This is a genomic window from Aestuariivivens insulae, from assembly GCF_022662195.1.
Classification (GTDB): domain Bacteria; phylum Bacteroidota; class Bacteroidia; order Flavobacteriales; family Flavobacteriaceae; genus Aestuariivivens; species Aestuariivivens insulae.
The window spans coordinates 28,512-43,796 of record NZ_JAKMCS010000004.1 but is presented as its reverse complement, the minus strand read 5'-3'; the positions used below and the strand labels follow the sequence as shown (position 1 = coordinate 43,796).

The 15,285-nt window shown below is 36.9% G+C and carries 14 protein-coding genes; 6 read left to right on the top strand and 8 right to left on the bottom strand.

All coding sequences use genetic code 11. The features are described from left to right. The first annotated feature begins 204 nt into the window (after nt 1–204). The 3 genes from MR062_RS06160 to MR062_RS06150 are packed head-to-tail and all read left to right on the top strand — an operon-like array spanning nt 205 to nt 2,462. Complete coding sequence (locus MR062_RS06160) at nt 205–1,320, top strand: NAD(P)/FAD-dependent oxidoreductase (protein WP_242203218.1); 1,116 nt, start codon at nt 205–207, stop codon at nt 1,318–1,320. 1 nt (nt 1,321) lies between these two features. Then, nucleotides 1,322–2,008 carry a monofunctional biosynthetic peptidoglycan transglycosylase gene (mtgA, locus tag MR062_RS06155; RefSeq protein WP_242203217.1) on the top strand — a complete coding sequence of 229 codons (687 nt, stop codon included), beginning with the start codon at nt 1,322–1,324 and terminating at the stop codon, nt 2,006–2,008. Then, entirely contained in the window at nt 1,995–2,462 is a 468-nt protein-coding gene (locus tag MR062_RS06150) for a GreA/GreB family elongation factor (protein WP_242203216.1), read from the top strand. Before mtgA ends, MR062_RS06150 begins: the two co-directional genes overlap by 14 nt. On the opposite strand, the gene MR062_RS06145 is transcribed toward MR062_RS06150, so the two are convergent. The 3 genes from MR062_RS06145 to MR062_RS06135 are packed head-to-tail and all read right to left on the bottom strand — an operon-like array spanning nt 2,452 to nt 6,011. Then, nucleotides 2,452–3,378, bottom strand: a complete 927-nt coding sequence (locus MR062_RS06145) for an ABC transporter ATP-binding protein (RefSeq protein WP_242203215.1) — start codon at nt 3,376–3,378, stop codon at nt 2,452–2,454. The two genes, MR062_RS06150 and MR062_RS06145, sit on opposite strands and share 11 nt — an antisense overlap. A 28-nt stretch (nt 3,379–3,406) precedes the next feature. Further along, nucleotides 3,407–3,808 (bottom strand): DoxX family protein, encoded by a 402-nt coding sequence (locus MR062_RS06140; RefSeq protein WP_242203214.1) that lies wholly within the window; start codon nt 3,806–3,808, stop codon nt 3,407–3,409. Between the two features lie 46 nt (nt 3,809–3,854). Next, the gene (locus MR062_RS06135; RefSeq protein WP_242203213.1) at nt 3,855–6,011 is read right to left on the bottom strand and encodes a prolyl oligopeptidase family serine peptidase; all 2,157 of its coding nucleotides are present in this window, start codon (nt 6,009–6,011) and stop codon (nt 3,855–3,857) included. Between the two features lie 156 nt (nt 6,012–6,167). On the opposite strand from MR062_RS06135, the gene MR062_RS06130 reads away from it, so the two are divergent. Further along, nucleotides 6,168–7,124, top strand: coding sequence for a M28 family metallopeptidase (locus MR062_RS06130; protein WP_242203212.1), 957 nt, complete (start codon nt 6,168–6,170; stop codon nt 7,122–7,124). A gap of 7 nt (nt 7,125–7,131) precedes the next feature. On the opposite strand, the gene MR062_RS06125 is transcribed toward MR062_RS06130, so the two are convergent. The 5 genes from MR062_RS06125 to MR062_RS06105 all read right to left on the bottom strand — a co-directional run bounded on the left by MR062_RS06125 (nt 7,132) and on the right by MR062_RS06105 (nt 13,226). Beyond that, complete coding sequence (locus MR062_RS06125) at nt 7,132–9,498, bottom strand: TonB-dependent receptor plug domain-containing protein (protein WP_242203211.1); 2,367 nt, start codon at nt 9,496–9,498, stop codon at nt 7,132–7,134. Between the two features lie 160 nt (nt 9,499–9,658). After that, nucleotides 9,659–10,648: an aspartate-semialdehyde dehydrogenase gene (locus MR062_RS06120; RefSeq protein WP_242203210.1), complete on the bottom strand. Its 990-nt coding sequence runs from the start codon at nt 10,646–10,648 to the stop codon at nt 9,659–9,661. Nucleotides 10,649–10,780: 132 nt separating this feature from the next. Then, the gene (gene mscL, locus MR062_RS06115; protein ID WP_242203209.1) at nt 10,781–11,185 is read right to left on the bottom strand and encodes a large-conductance mechanosensitive channel protein MscL; all 405 of its coding nucleotides are present in this window, start codon (nt 11,183–11,185) and stop codon (nt 10,781–10,783) included. 291 nt (nt 11,186–11,476) lie between these two features. Beyond that, nucleotides 11,477–12,586: an alanine racemase gene (gene alr, locus MR062_RS06110; RefSeq protein WP_242203208.1), complete on the bottom strand. Its 1,110-nt coding sequence runs from the start codon at nt 12,584–12,586 to the stop codon at nt 11,477–11,479. Continuing rightward, nucleotides 12,579–13,226 (bottom strand): thymidine kinase, encoded by a 648-nt coding sequence (locus MR062_RS06105; protein ID WP_242203207.1) that lies wholly within the window; start codon nt 13,224–13,226, stop codon nt 12,579–12,581. Before MR062_RS06105 ends, alr begins: the two co-directional genes overlap by 8 nt. Nucleotides 13,227–13,333: 107 nt before the next feature. On the opposite strand from MR062_RS06105, the gene MR062_RS06100 reads away from it, so the two are divergent. Together MR062_RS06100 and MR062_RS06095 are read left to right on the top strand one after the other, a co-directional pair. Further along, complete coding sequence (locus tag MR062_RS06100) at nt 13,334–14,077, top strand: hypothetical protein (protein ID WP_242203206.1); 744 nt, start codon at nt 13,334–13,336, stop codon at nt 14,075–14,077. Then, nucleotides 14,070–15,284, top strand: a complete 1,215-nt coding sequence (locus tag MR062_RS06095; RefSeq protein WP_242203205.1) for a DUF5009 domain-containing protein — start codon at nt 14,070–14,072, stop codon at nt 15,282–15,284. Before MR062_RS06100 ends, MR062_RS06095 begins: the two co-directional genes overlap by 8 nt. Nucleotide 15,285: the final 1 nt, after the last annotated feature.

Below are 15,285 nucleotides of genomic sequence, written 5' to 3'. Positions count from 1 at the left end.
AATTTAAACTCCGGAATTTTTTTTCGGAGTTTTTTTTTGAGGTTTTCTTATATGGTGTCTGAGGTGATACACAGCGCTTATCGAACACTCTCTTATACGCCAATATTGTTATCAATAAAAGGGTTTTCTTTCACACCGTCCAACTCGATAGGGTAGCTTTAACAAAGGAATTTACTACTTTTACTTCTAGCTAAAATATGCATTTTGAATCTATCGTATTGGGAAATTAAATCATGGCTAACTAACGTCCATTTTACCATTGTAGGTAGTGGTATTGTGGGGTTAAATTGTGCTTTGTCATTAAAAGAAAGGTTTCCCAAGGCTAATATTCTTGTATTGGAAAAAGGGATGTTGCCTCAAGGAGCAAGTACTAAAAATGCTGGGTTTGCTTGTTTTGGTAGTTTAAGTGAGATTTTAGAGGACTTGAAAACCCATACCGAACAAGAGGTGTTGGAGCTGGTTAATAAGCGTATTGAAGGCTTAGGGCTATTGCGACAAAATTTAGGCGATAAAGCTATCAATTATCAGGAGTTTGGTGGTTATGAACTGTTTTCCAAGACAGATAGAGCGTTGTTCGACACCTGCATGTCAAGAAAAGATGAGGTTAATACATTGCTGAAGCCCATTTTTAAGAAAGATGTATTCAGTTTAAAATCCAATGTATTTCATTTTGAAAATATTAATTATCAATATATTTTTAATGCTTTTGAAGGGCAGCTCGATACCGGAAGCATGATGGAGGCTTTATTGCGAAAGGCACAATCCAAGGGGATTAAGGTTTTGAATAATGTGTTGGTAACCAGTTTTTTAGAAAATATTAATGCTGTGAAGATTAAGACCGATGCATTTGAGTTTTCATCTTCAAAATTATTAATAGCCACAAATGGTTTTGCTTCGGCCTTGAACATTAAAGGGGTTAAACCAGCTAGAGCCCAAGTCTTAATAACCAGACCTATAAAAAACCTTCATATTAAAGGCACGTTTCATTTAGATAGAGGATACTATTACTTTAGAAATATTGATGATAGGATTTTGTTTGGAGGCGGACGGCACTTGGATTTTAAAGGTGAAGAAACCACCGAATTGAAACAAACCGATCGTATTCAAAATGAATTGGAAAAACTTTTAAAAATCACTGTTCTACCAGAAATACCTTTTGAAATTGAGCACCGTTGGAGCGGTATTATGGGAGTTGGAGCACAGAAAAAAACAATTGTAAAACAATTAAGCAACAATGTGTACTGTGGTGTGCGGCTTGGCGGGATGGGTGTAGCCATTGGTAGTTTGGCAGGAAAGGAATTGGCCGATTTAGTAGATTAATATGTTTAGAAGACTGTTTAGATTTTTGTTTAAAGGTGTTATATGGTTTGTCATCCTTTCTGTGTTCTGGGTGCTATTGTATAAATGGGTGCCAGTACCCATAACGCCACTTATGGCCATTCGTTATTTTGAAAAGCAAGAAACCCAAACACTATGGAAACATGATTGGGTTGCACTTGAAAACATGTCTAAACACATACAATTAGCTGTAATTTGCAGCGAAGACCAAAACTTTGTAAACCATCATGGTTTCGATATTAAAGCAATTGAGAAAGCAATAGATGAAAATAAAGCAGGAAAACGCATTAGAGGGGCCAGTACCATAAGTCAGCAAACCGCCAAAAATGTATTTTTATGGCCACAGCGTAGTTGGTTACGAAAAGGATTGGAAACCTATTTTACGGCTTTAATAGAATTATGCTGGTCCAAAAGGCGTATTATGGAAGTCTACCTTAATAGTATTGAAATGGGTAATGGTGTTTACGGTATTGAAGCGGCGTCTCAATATTGGTTTAAGAAACCAGCGTCTAGGTTAACACAGCATGAAGCCACGGCAATAGCTGCTATTTTACCCAATCCTAGAAAGTATAAAGCCAGCCCGCCTTCAAGTTATATACAAAGCAGAAAAACCTGGATTATAAAACAAATAGTGAATTACGGTCATTTAAGTTACAATGATGAAGAATAAAACCATGTCTATTAAACAGGAGCTTTTTAGTAAATGCCAAGCGTTTGTTGATGCTAAGTTAAACACGATTAAGACTACCATAGCCGAGTTGCAACAAGCCTTGAATTCAGAAACTAAAAGTACAGCAGGGGACAAGCATGAAACAGGGCGTGCCATGCTACAGTTGGAACGGGAAAAAGTAGGGCAACAACTCGCTGAAGTTCAAAAGACCAATGCCGTTTTAGCTAAAATAGATATTGAAAAGACAGGCAATATTATTGGATTGGGGAGTGTAGTTTATACCAATAAGGCCAATTATTTTATAGCCATTAGTGTTGGAGAAGTTAAGGTTGATGATACCATGTTTTATGCTATTTCTCCCCTGTCACCTATTGGGCAATCACTACTCGGGAAGACGGTTGGTGATGTCGTTGTTTTTAGGGAGCAACAGCTACGAATCACAACTATAGTGTAGCGTGTTTCCTTTCAATAGAAAGATGTAGTTCTGTTTGAGGTTTAATTTTATTGCTGTATTCAAAAAAAATTGTTTTTCCGTTTAATTCGGCTTCAATTAAATAATGCTTCCCGTTGTAGTACGATTGTTTAACAGTGGCTTTTAAGTTTGACCTTTCTACAACTTTAAGTTGGTTGGCATAAACCAATTCACCATCAATATCGTTATACTCTCCAAAAAAAGAGGCAATCAATTTATTGTTGGGTTTAGTGTACAGAGCCTCTGGAGTATCGTTGGCCACTATTTTAGCCTCATGTAATACAATCATGGTATTGGCATAGGAGATCACATCGTCTTTATCGTGTGTTGCCACAATACAGGTAATGTTTTTCTCTTTTAAATACCGGAACAGGCTTCGGCGAAGGGATTGTTTTTTAAAATTATCGATATGGCTAAAGGGTTCGTCCAACAATAATATTTCGGGCTGTTTTGCTAGGGCCCTGGCTAGCGCCACACGTTGTTTTTGTCCGCCACTCAACAGTTTTACCTTGGTATGGGCCAATTCGGTAAGCTCAACCACTTCCAGTAATTCTGTGATACGCTGTTGCTTTGCTTCAGGATAAAAATTAGAAAGGAAGGTGCCTATGTTTTCAGAAACCGATGTGTAGGGCATTAAATCGAATTCCTGGGCAACGTATTTCATAAAACCTGGCCCTGTAACCAGATTGAATTTTGGACCTAGAATTTCATGATCTTTCCAAGTAATTTGGCCTGTGTCTAGGTCGTATTCACCATATAATAATTTAAGCAAGGTGCTTTTTCCAGAACCACTTTCACCAATAACGGCAAGGTTTTCACCTGGTTTTAATTGAAACGAAATGTCCTTTAAAACATCTGCTTTTTTATAGGAGAAAGAAAGATTGGTTACAGTTAGCATAGGTTATGTACAATTCACATTCAGCACATTAAAGCTGTTTGTTTCCTTTCATAAGACTTAAAGCAAAGGCTGCGGCTGAAGCGGTAAAAACAGAATAATCGAATGCTCCTTTTATGCCGGTTGAAAAGGTCATTGCTAAAGCAAATATAAGTAATAGAAATCCGCTCATTTTTGCGAACAGTTCCGTTTTAAACCCAATTAACAAGAAAACAGCAAAAACAATTTCGGCAGCTGTTGCTATAATGCCAACTGTAGGGATTAAGGCATCTGGAATCCACGGATTTATTAATTGCGTATAGTTTAAGAAACTGTCCCAATTTCCCCAGGCAGATACTTCTTTGCCCCAAATCCCGAATCTGTCTGCTACAGCAGATAGAAATCCGAAAGAAATTGCTAATCGTAAAAAGAGCTTAATAGATAGCTGATTCATATTTTTTGTTTAATAAGTTCATTCTTTAGTAGGCGCTATAACTATACTAACCTTTAAAATGTTCTGTTTTACTTGGTAACACCCTAAAGCCCATATTGTATAGAGTGAAGCCAAAAATATCGGCATACTGCTCTATGGTTTTACTTACTGGGGTTCCGGCACCATGGCCTGCATCGGTTTCAATACGAATTAAGGTAGGGTTATTTCCCGATTGCTTACTTTGTAATTCGGCAGCAAATTTAAAGCTATGGGCAGGAACCACCCTGTCGTCATGATCGCCAGTGGTAACCAGGGTTGCGGGATATTGCACACCTTCTTTTACATTATGCACGGGCGAATAGCCTTTAAGGTATTCAAACATATCTTTACTGTCTTCTGCCGTACCATAGTCATACGCCCATCCCGCTCCTGCAGTAAAGGTGTGATAGCGCAACATATCCAGTACGCCTACAGCAGGCAAGGCTACTTTAGCTAAATCCGGGCGTTGGGTCATAACAGCGCCAACCAGTAAACCGCCATTAGACCCACCTCTTAAGGCCAAATACTCTGATGAGGTATAGTTATTGGCGATTAGATATTCTCCAGCAGCAATAAAATCATCAAATACATTTTGTTTTTGCATTTTTGTTCCGGCAATGTGCCAAGCTTTACCATATTCGCCACCACCGCGTAGGTTAGGTACGGCGTAAATACCACCTTGTTCCATCCATACGGCATTACCAATACTAAATGACGGGGTAAGGCTAATGTTAAATCCGCCATAACCATAAAGTATAGTTGGGTTTTTTCCGTTTAGCTCCAGTCCTTTTTTATGGGTAATCATCATAGGGACTTTGGTGCCGTCCTTAGAGGTGTAAAATACCTGTTTGCTCTCGTAATCATCACTGTTAAAGGCGATAGAGGGTTTCCAATAGAGTGCTATTGCTCCAGTTTCAACATCTAATTGGAAAATACTAGCAGGCGTTTTATAGTTGGTAAAGTAGAAGTAATCTGTTTTTTCATCTTTTTTACCACCAAAACCACTAGCAGTTCCAAGCCCTGGAAGTTCAATATCCCTTACCAATGTGCCATTATAGTTGTATTGTTTAACCTGTGAAATGGCATCGACCATATAATGGGCAAAAATATAACCACCCCCTATTGAAGGTGTTAGTACATTATCGGTTTCTGGTATTAGATCTACCCAATTTTCGGGGGTAGGGTTTGAAGCGTCTACAGTAACTATTCTTTTATTGGGGGCATTTAAATTGGTCACTAAAAACAAAGTGTTGCCTTGATTGTCCAATAAATAAGTGTCACTATCGGTATGATTTAAAATAGTAACAAATTTACTGTTGGGAACGGAGAGATCCTTTATGAACAGTTTATTTCCAGAGGTAGAAATACGTGGCGTAATAACGAGGTATTTATCATCTTCGGTAACTGTTGCATAGATATAACGGTGTTTTTCTTCTGGGGTGCCACCAAAAATTAATTGGTCTTGGCTTTGTGGTGTGCCTAGTTTGTGGTAGTACACTTTATGCTGGTCTGTTTTTGCCGATAGCTCACTGCCTTTGGGCTTGTCGTAACTGGAATAGTAAAACCCTTCGTTTTTATACCATGATAGTTGTGTAAATTTCACATCAACAAGTGTATCTTCAACGAGTGTTTTGGTTTCCACATCCATGACCAAAATTTTTCGCCAATCGCTCCCGCCTTCAGATATGGAATAAGCCAGTATTTTTCCGTTTTTTGAAAAGCTCATGCCACCAAGCGATGTGGTGCCATCTTCAGAAAATGTATTGGGGTCTAAAAATAGCTCCATTTCACCCTCTTCTCCTTTTTTTCTATAATAAACACTTTGGTTTTGTAAGCCATCATTTTTAGAGAAGTAGGTGTAGTCACCTTCGGTAAAAGGGGCTCCTACTTTTTCGTAATTCCATAAACTCGATAGGCGTTCCTTTAATTCTTTCCGAAATGGAATGGTTTCTAAATAGCTATGCGTTACTTTGTTTTGAGTTTTAACCCAAGCTTCTGTTTCTGCACTTCTATCGTCCTCTAACCAACGGTAAGGGTCTTTTACATCAATCCCAAAATAGGTGTCTACGGTATCTACCGGTTTAGTTTCAGGGTAGCTCACAACCATTGCTGTTTTTTCTGTTTGGTCCTTTTTGCAAGACACTAAGGTGCCTAACACCAAAAGACCCATGATTAATTTTTTCATCTAGTTTCTTTTTGTTCAAACAAAAAAGTTTTGAAAAACTGGTTTAAAATAGCTTCAAAAATACACAAATGATTTTGAAGAATTTATAATAAAAACTTAAAGTAAAATTAAAAGGACATATTCTATATCTTTGGGAAGAATTGATATCTATTGAAAATGGCAAAAAAAATGTTGTTAGTGGTATTGGCACACGTGCTGTGTCTTAACCTATTTTCCCAATCTGAAGTTACTGTTGAAGAACTCAAAGCCCATATTGCTTTTTTAACTTCGCCGGATAATGTGGGACGTGCTCCAGGGGGGAGGGCTAACAGGCAGGTGGTACGGTATATTAAAAATGAATTTAAAGCTTTGGGGCTTAAGGATTTTAAAAAAGGGTATAAACAAAAATTCATGGCGTCATTAAGGGTAGACGAAGGGGTGTCTGAAAAGGAGGCTAAGACCTGGAATGTTATTGGTTTTGTAGAAGGGAAAGATCCCGTGTTAAAAAAGGAATTTATTGTATTGGGCGCCCATTATGACCATTTGGGCTTAGGTGGTCCATCATCAAAATCGGATAAACGCGGCGTGGTTTATCATGGTGCCGATGATAATGCCAGTGGGACATCGGCTCTATTGGAAATAGCAGAATACATCGTATCACAAAAAGATAAGCTCAAACGAAGTGTTATTTTTGTAGCTTTTGGAGCCGAAGAGCAAGGCCTGTTAGGGAGTAAATATTTTGTAAACCATGCACCGGTCCGTTTATCTAAAATTAAGTTGATGATCAATATGGACATGGTAGGCCGGATGAATGCCGAGAAGCATGTGTATATGGGTGGGGCAGGAACCTTTCCAGACGGTGTTGATTTTATGAAAAAATTAGGCAAGTCTATTGGTTTAACGCCTATTGTTCATGCAGGAGGTGTTGGCGGATCAGACCATGTGTCGTTTTATAAAAAGAACATTTCGGTTTTAGGGATGCATACCGGTGGACACCCACAGTACCATACGCCAGAGGATACTATAGATTTAATAAATTTCGACGGACAACAACAGGTTTGCGAGTATATAAGCCAGGTGATATTAAAGAAAGCAACCTCAGAGGAGGCTATGTACTTTATTTATCAGGATTAAAATTAGATTATTTAACATCGAAATATACTTCAGATTTAAAAGGAATTCCATTGGATGTAATACCTTCTAATAGAATCTTATAGGTTGCAGATTTGTTAACCGTGTTAAATGATATTTTTGCCTTATTAGATTGATGTAATTTTATATCAGGGTTCCAATAAAGTACTGATGAATTATTTTTTGTTTGATCAAATACTTTTGTCTTATAAAACCCAGAGTGATAAAACTTAATAACACCTAAATTATTTTGTTCTTCAATTTTTTCTCTACCAGTTAAGGTGTAAAGAGCCACAACACCATTGCCCGCCCTCATTCCATATATAGCTGCTCGAGAGCCTTTAAGAATGTCTATGAAATCAATATCTGAGATTGGGGTGGTTATAAAATCTTCTTTACTAACAGTAATGCCATCAATTAAAAATAATGGTTCGCCTCCACCCTCGTATAAATATACAGACCCCCTAATATTTATTGTTTCTCCATACACCGTTACTCCTGCAAATTTACCTTGCAAAGCTAATAAAGGATTCATTGGAGGCGCTAAGCGTATATTTTTGAAATCTAAGGAATGTGAAGGTTCTCTATATAATGCTAATTTTCTTTTTTCATTATATCTATCTAAGGCCTTTTTAGTGGCATTGAGTTTTACTTCATCTAATTTAATCTCACCTTCTTGGGGAGCAAAATCAATATTTCTATGATATCTTACTTTAGGGGGCAAAAGTGTATTAGTTTTGTCCAGATGATTATCAGCAAGTTTTGAGTTTATCAAGGGAGGAATAAAGGTGTCTAATGCAATAGTAAGAGTTCTATTGTCATATCTGGCTTTTAAGGGGTTTGCTTTTATAGAGACATGAGTTCTTTCATCAAAATAAAGATCCTTGAAAAGAAAGCGTCCTAAGCTATCGGTTATCGTTTTGTCATATCCAAGTTCTTTATTGTTTTTATAAAAAATCGTTACGTTTGCTTTTACTGGCTTTTCATTGTTTTTTTCTTTAATTGTTCCTTTTAAACTAAAGTTGGATTCAGGTGAAAATTCTAGGGGAGTGTTCTTGGGGATATCTTTGAATAGATCATGATTTACATTTAGAGATCTTAATAATAGGGTTAACTCATTTTTCTTTTGCAAATCGTTTGAATTAAAGTAGTAACCAGATTGTTCAATGTCTTCTTTTACTTCAGAGTTCAAAAACAGATATGATTTTATGCCTGAAGCGTAAGTAGCTGTTTTTAATGGAGGTATTTCAGTGACTGAAATGGACATGTTAACTGTTTCGTTTTTTTGTATTAACTCGGTCAAGTTAATATCAACTTCAACCACCTCGTTCATCTTGTAAATATGTTTAGAGGTTTCAATAGTAGCATTTAGCATTAAGCTATTTGAACCTGAAAAGGCTAATTCTTTACTTAAAACAGTATCATTTTTGTCTAAAAGTCTAAACTCTATAATACCCAGTTTTAAATTTGATTTTGGAACTTTAATAGCCACTTCAGATTTGTTTCCATTAAATTCAGTTTGGCAAACAATTTCTCCTTTTTGAAGACCAATTAATTTTAGGTTATTCTCATTATTGGGTAAAGAGGAATAAATAATTACCCTAAAAGAATCATTGGAATCGAATACTCGCATTAAAATACCCTGATCTGTAATTGAGGGTAATTTATAAGTTAAATTCTGGTCTTTATATAAAATAGTCGCCTTATAGTGTTTCCCTTTTCGAGGAACAAATTGAAACATTCCTAGTCCAAACTTTGAAGATTTAAAAGTTCGTATAGTTTTGCCTGTTTCATCTAAAATTGAACCTGAAACATTTACGCCCTTGCCTTCTTCGTTTATTGCTTTAAACCCTATGCTATTTACAAACCCATTTACTAGATTTCCACCTTCAGGGAAAAAACTAAGGCTCAAGTCATTTTTTGTGTTAGCAATTTCTTTGCGAGCGATATAATTGATGGGGATTGTTTTTCTAAAAAAGCAAGCCGAATCAAAGTTCCTCATAAAATTAGTATAAGCTCTTACGGTGTACTCACCTTTTAATAAATTGAAAGGTAAATTAAAGTCACCATTTCCCGAACCGTTATTGATCTTAATAGTTTTGCTATCGATTATAGTATTGTTTGGATCAATTAAATCAATATAAACAACAGAGCTTAAAGTGTTAGGTTTATGATTTATAGCATCGACCAGATAGACTTTATACCATATGTTTTCACCCGAACTATAAAAAGATTTATCAAAATGAATATATATTTTCTCTTTAGAGCCTGTTTTCTTCTCTAGGGGTGAGGAGTTGTTTGAAATTAAGGGGTGTGGTAAGAAAATAAAAACAAAAAGGATTAATGCTGAAAACAAATTAGTAGAGGTCGGTTTCATTTAAAGACATTTTTGGTTGTGGTATTTATATCACAAAAACTATACCTTTTTAGCCTTTTTTATATTCAAGAGCAATTTTTCTATAATTAGAATAATGATTTCACAAAAAAACTCCTAGCAAACACTAGGAGTTTTTAAATAAGCCGTAAAAAAGCTTATACTACACTAAATTATTTTCAACTAAGTACTCTGCAATTTGAATGGTGTTTGTCGCAGCACCTTTACGTAAATTATCTGCAACAATCCACATATTTAACGTATTGGGTTGTGTTTCATCGCGTCTAATTCTACCCACAAACACTTCGTCTTTATCGTGCGCATAAATAGGCATAGGGTACGTGTTGGTGTCTGTGTTATCCTGAACCACGACACCTGGGGTTTCACTTAACAACTTACGGACGTCCGCTAGGTTGAAATCATTTTCAAACTCCACGTTAACCGATTCGCTGTGTCCGCCAGCAGTTGGTATTCTAACTGCAGTAGCCGATACAGAAAAGGTGTTGTCGTCCATTATTTTTTGAGGCTCTTTAGCCAACTTCATTTCTTCTTTTGTATAACCATTCTCCTCAAATACATCGCAATGAGGAAGGGCATTTCTACCAATTGGGTAAGGGTAGGCCATTTCGCCTTCAATACCAGCAATTTCGTTTTCCAATTGTCTTACAGCTTTAACACCTGTTCCTGAAACCGATTGATAGGTAGAAACTACAACACGTTTCATTTTATAGGCATTATGAAGCGGAGCCAAAGCCATTACCATTTGAATGGTTGAGCAGTTTGGATTAGCAATAATTTTATCGGCTTTGGTCAATACGTTTGCATTTATTTCTGGAACCACCAATTTTTTGGTAGGATCCATTCGCCATGCCGAAGAATTATCGACTACGGTTGTTCCAACTTCTGCAAATTTGGGCGCCCATTCTAATGAGGTGCCACCTCCTGCCGAAAATAAAGCAATATCTGGGCGCATAGAAACAGCCGTTTCTAACCCAACTACCTTATAATCGGTTCCTTTATACGTAATGGTTTTACCAACAGAACGCTCTGAAGCTACAGGGATTAACTCTGTAATAGGAAAATTTCGTTCCTCTAATACTTTTAACATCACTTCGCCAACCATACCTGTGGCGCCAACAACAGCTACTTTCATGTGCTTTCATTTAAAATTTGAGTCACAAAATTATATAATATTTAAAATGTAGCGCACAAAAAAAGCCTTTGTTTTCTGAGAACTAAGGCTTTTTAACAACAAATAACACAAAGTTATTTATTTAACACATTGTTATTTTTTCAATAAATCTCTTATTTCTGCAAGTAACTCTTCTTGGCTTGGTCCTTTTGGAGCTTCTGGGGCAGGTTCTTCTTTTTTCTTCATTTTATTCACGCCCTTAACCACCATAAACATAACAAATGCTACAATTAAAAAGTCTATCACATGGGTTAAAAATGTACCGTACTCCAAAAACACGGCATCTGTAGTTACTTGGCCTGTTGCATCTACAACGGCTTCTTTTAGTTCTAGCTTTAAATCTTTAAAGTCTGCTTTAAAGATCAACCCAATTAGTGGTGAGACAATACCTCCTGTAAATGAGGTTACTACTTGTTTAAAAGCGGCACCCATAACGAAACCTATTGCAATGTCTACAAGGTTGCCCTTTATTGCAAACTCTTTAAATTCTTTTAGCATGATTAATTAAATTTATGTTAGTGAATTACTAAAGTAGGAAAAAAAAGCAAAATATCTATGCTGGATGTTGGAAGTTAGATTAAGAACCAAGAACCTGCGCATGGAAAATTATTTTTTATTAGCCCCTAACTTCAAATGCTTAACATACTGCAAAAGTGATAGGAGCGGCAGCTTTTTTAAAATCCAAAAATTTTAAAAAACTATAGCGTATAGCACGGTGGCTTGCCATTTGCCCTAAAAAAACTATAGAGGCAATATGTGTTGTGTGCCCTTTTTGTTGGTTAAGAAGGGTTACCTAATTAAGACACGTTTAACCCGTTGGGATATACCAGTTATTAATTCGTATGAAATGGTGTTGGCGGCTTCGGCTAAGTCCTCGGCAGAAGTAGAATGTGCACCAAAAACAATAACTTCATCGCCCTCTTGACAATCGATGTTTGTAATGTTTACCATAATCATGTCCATACACACGTTGCCTATAATTGGCGCTTTTTGTCCATTTATGGTAACATAGCCCTTGTTCTTACCATAAATTCTTGAGATACCATCGGCATGCCCAATGGGTAAGGTGGCGGTTCTTGTAATGGTCTCCGACTTAAACGCTCTATTATACCCAACACTTTCACCTTGCTCTATGGTATGAATTTGTGAAATGATTGTCTTTAAAGTAGCTATGGGCTTTAAAAGGGCGCTTTCGGTTTTAGCGTTTCCAAAGCCATATAGCCCTATACCACTTCTAACCATATCCAGATGTGCTTCGGGATAATTTAAAATGCCTGAAGTATTGCAGAGATGCAGCATAGGTTTATAGCCTATCTTTTGAATGAACCTTTGGGCAATATTTTTAAATGTATTTATTTGTTGTAGGTTAAACGCTTTTTCTTTTTCATCTTCGCTGGCCGCTAAATGTGAAAACAGTGAAGCGACATGAACCGAAGGCGTTTCTTTTAATTTGGAGATGATATCATCCACTTCATTTTCCCAAAAGCCCAAACGATTTAAACCGGTATTGAATTTTATATGGACGGGATAGTCCTTTAGGTTTTCTGCCGAAGCTAAAGCAATAAATTCATTTAAAATTTTAGCGCTGTACAAACTCGGCTCTAATTGATGTGCAATTATGGTTTTAAAGTTTGTAATTTGGGGATGCAAAACTAAAATAGGTGTTGTTATACCTGCATTTCTTAAGGCGGCACCTTCATTTGCATAGGCCACTGCAAAATAGTCTGCCTGAAGGTCCTGTAAATACTTTGCAATTTCACAAGCATCGTTGCCATAGGCAAAGGCCTTGACGACAGCTAAAAACTTAGTGTTTTTTAATAGTTTCGATTTAAGGTGTTCAAAATTGTGTTTGAGCGCATTTAAATCTATTTCCAGTAGGGTTTCTTGCGCTTTAGGCATCGGGTTCTTTAGTTTTAGGGGTAATTTCTTCGGCATCGTTCACTTTCATATTACGAACCTTATCGCGCATGGTAGCCTTATGGTAAGCAGCTCGGCTTAAAGGTTCGTATTCTTCAACCTCACCAAGGAGAACAAGGTTATCGCTTTTGGCTTTTCGGTAGCTGTATTGTGCCAAATTGCCCGTTCTGGTACAAACGGCATGTACCTTTGTAACATACTCGGCAGTCGCCATTAGGTTGGGCATGGGGCCAAAGGGGTTTCCCTTAAAATCCATATCCAATCCGGCTACGATAACACGAATACCTTTGTTGGCCAGATCGTTACACACACGAACTATTTCGTCATCGAAAAATTGGGCTTCGTCTATGCCTACCACATCACAGCCATCGGCCAAAATAGGAATGTTTGCTGCTGCAGGAACGGGTGTCGAGCGAATTTCGTTGGCGTCGTGCGAGACCACCTTCTCTTCATCATAACGCACATCGAGGACAGGTTTAAAAATCTCCACTTTCTGCCTTGCAATTTGGGCACGCTTAAGCCTTCGGATAAGTTCTTCTGTTTTTCCAGAAAACATAGAACCACAGATGACTTCTATCCAACCAAATTGTTCTTTATGATTTACCGTATTTTCAAGAAACATTTTGTAAATTTAACACTAAAACCTAGCCGTTTTTCGTTTGTATAAAGGTGGCGTAAATTTATTAAAAATCAAAAGCCTAAAAGGCATTAATTTTAAAATAAAAAATAATGAAGAAGAAGCTTGAGTCTGAGTTAGTAAGCATAGCGCATCGCATTTTAAAGCTAAGAGGGAAAGAAGATGTTATTAAGATGCATGCCGAGGTTACTGCGTTGTATGAAAAACTATCGGTGTTAAAGTTTGCCCATGAAAATTTTGAGGGTGACATGCCAACCATAGGTAGTGACTCCTCATTTTTTGGCATGCTTGATACTGCCTTCAATAATAAAGTAAGCGATAATATTGAAGTTGAAGATAAAATATACATCAACCTTGATGAAGTTGAAGAGGATGATATTATGGAGCCGGTAATGAACAAGATTAAGGATATGGTCTCCCAGATGCCAGATGAGGTTCAAGAGATTGATACCGTTTTTGAAGAAGCCATACCCGAAAAAAAGCCCCATAAGGGTAACTTAGAGGATATCACGGCCGGTTTTGAAGATACCCCTATTTTTGAGCCCGTGTTAAAAAATCAAAATGGCGTATCTAAAGATAAAAAATCACTAAACGATAAAATAAAGACGGGTAGGCTAAACATTGGCCTTAACGATAAAATAGCCTTTACTAAACACCTGTTCGATGGTAAGAATGAAGATTACGATCGTGTCGTTTCGCAGTTAAACACTAAAGCCTCTTTTGATGAAGCCAAACGGTTTATAGAGGATATGGTGAAGCCAGACTATAATAATTGGAACGACAAAGAGGAGTTTGAAACTCGATTTATGGAAATTATTGAAAGTAAATTTGAGTAAAAGCAACATCGCAAATACAACGCCCTTTGGCTCTAAAAGAATCGCTTCGGTTGATGTTTTTAGAGCCATAACTATGTTTTTAATGATATTTGTGAACGACTTTTGGACCTTGACCAATGTTCCGGAATGGTTAGGGCATAAAGCGGCCAATGTAGATGGGATTGGTTTTTCAGATGTTATTTTCCCTGCATTTCTTTTTATTGTTGGTTTATCTATTCCTTATGCCATTAAATCCAGAAGAGACAAGCAACAAAACAATACAACAATTTTAAAACATGTTTTTAAAAGGACATTGGCATTGATTGTCATGGGTATTTTTATGGTTAATTTTGAAAATATCAATGCTCAAGCATTAATCATAAGCAAGCATCTATGGGAAATCATTATGGTTATCGCTATCTTTTTGGTTTGGTTGTATTACAGGCCGTTTGAGCATACAGGAAAGCATAAAATTTTGCTACTGCAAACCATAGGAGTGGCATTGTTTGTTTTTTTGGCTGCGATTTACAAAGGCGGTTCAACAGGTCATATGGAATGGATGAAAACCCATTGGTGGGGTATCTTGGGCTTAATAGGTTGGGCTTATTTGTTTAATACAGTTATTTATATTTACCTGGGGAAACGGATTGTTTTTCTCATTATGGCTTTTATAATCTTTCAATTATTGAATATTCAAGAATTTACGTCATTTACCCAAATCCCAACCTTCAAACTGGTTGTTAGTGCTTCTATGCATGCTTCGGTTTGTGCGGGTATGGTTGCAGGAAGCTTGCTTTTAAAGTATCAAAGATTGAACAAAGAACCTGTTTTTATAATGGCCTTGCTTATTTTGGCGGCAGCATCCCTTATTTATGGATTCTTAATGAGACCGTATTGGGGCGGGTTTTCAAAAATTAGGGCAACGCCTTCTTGGACTTCGGTCTGCATAGGTATAAGCGCCATGAGTTTTTTGATGATATACATTATTGTTGATAAGTTAAAGTTTAGCTTATGGGCACGTCCTTTTAAAATTGCGGGGACTAATACCCTTACCTGTTATGTGATGCCTTATTTTGTCTATCCAATTTTGGTAATGACCGGAGGTTTTAGTTTATTTGAAGGACTTTCAGATGGTAACGTGGGGCTCTTAAAATCGTTATTGTTTTCGTTTGCAATAATTGCCATTGTAGCTATGTTGAATAAAATAAAAATTAAACTAAAAATATAAT

Coding starts and splice junctions, on each gene's coding strand:
- MR062_RS06100 (WP_242203206.1), top strand. CDS start 13,334: ATGAAGAAGAAGCTTGAGTCTGAGTTAGTAAGCATAGCGCATCGCATT.
- MR062_RS06150 (WP_242203216.1), top strand. CDS start 1,995: ATGATGAAGAATAAAACCATGTCTATTAAACAGGAGCTTTTTAGTAAA.
- mscL (WP_242203209.1), bottom strand. CDS start 11,185: ATGCTAAAAGAATTTAAAGAGTTTGCAATAAAGGGCAACCTTGTAGAC.
- mtgA (WP_242203217.1), top strand. CDS start 1,322: ATGTTTAGAAGACTGTTTAGATTTTTGTTTAAAGGTGTTATATGGTTT.
- MR062_RS06140 (WP_242203214.1), bottom strand. CDS start 3,808: ATGAATCAGCTATCTATTAAGCTCTTTTTACGATTAGCAATTTCTTTC.
- MR062_RS06125 (WP_242203211.1), bottom strand. CDS start 9,498: ATGAAACCGACCTCTACTAATTTGTTTTCAGCATTAATCCTTTTTGTT.
- MR062_RS06120 (WP_242203210.1), bottom strand. CDS start 10,648: ATGAAAGTAGCTGTTGTTGGCGCCACAGGTATGGTTGGCGAAGTGATG.
- MR062_RS06135 (WP_242203213.1), bottom strand. CDS start 6,011: ATGAAAAAATTAATCATGGGTCTTTTGGTGTTAGGCACCTTAGTGTCT.
- MR062_RS06105 (WP_242203207.1), bottom strand. CDS start 13,226: ATGTTTCTTGAAAATACGGTAAATCATAAAGAACAATTTGGTTGGATA.
- alr (WP_242203208.1), bottom strand. CDS start 12,586: ATGCCTAAAGCGCAAGAAACCCTACTGGAAATAGATTTAAATGCGCTC.
- MR062_RS06130 (WP_242203212.1), top strand. CDS start 6,168: ATGGCAAAAAAAATGTTGTTAGTGGTATTGGCACACGTGCTGTGTCTT.
- MR062_RS06145 (WP_242203215.1), bottom strand. CDS start 3,378: ATGCTAACTGTAACCAATCTTTCTTTCTCCTATAAAAAAGCAGATGTT.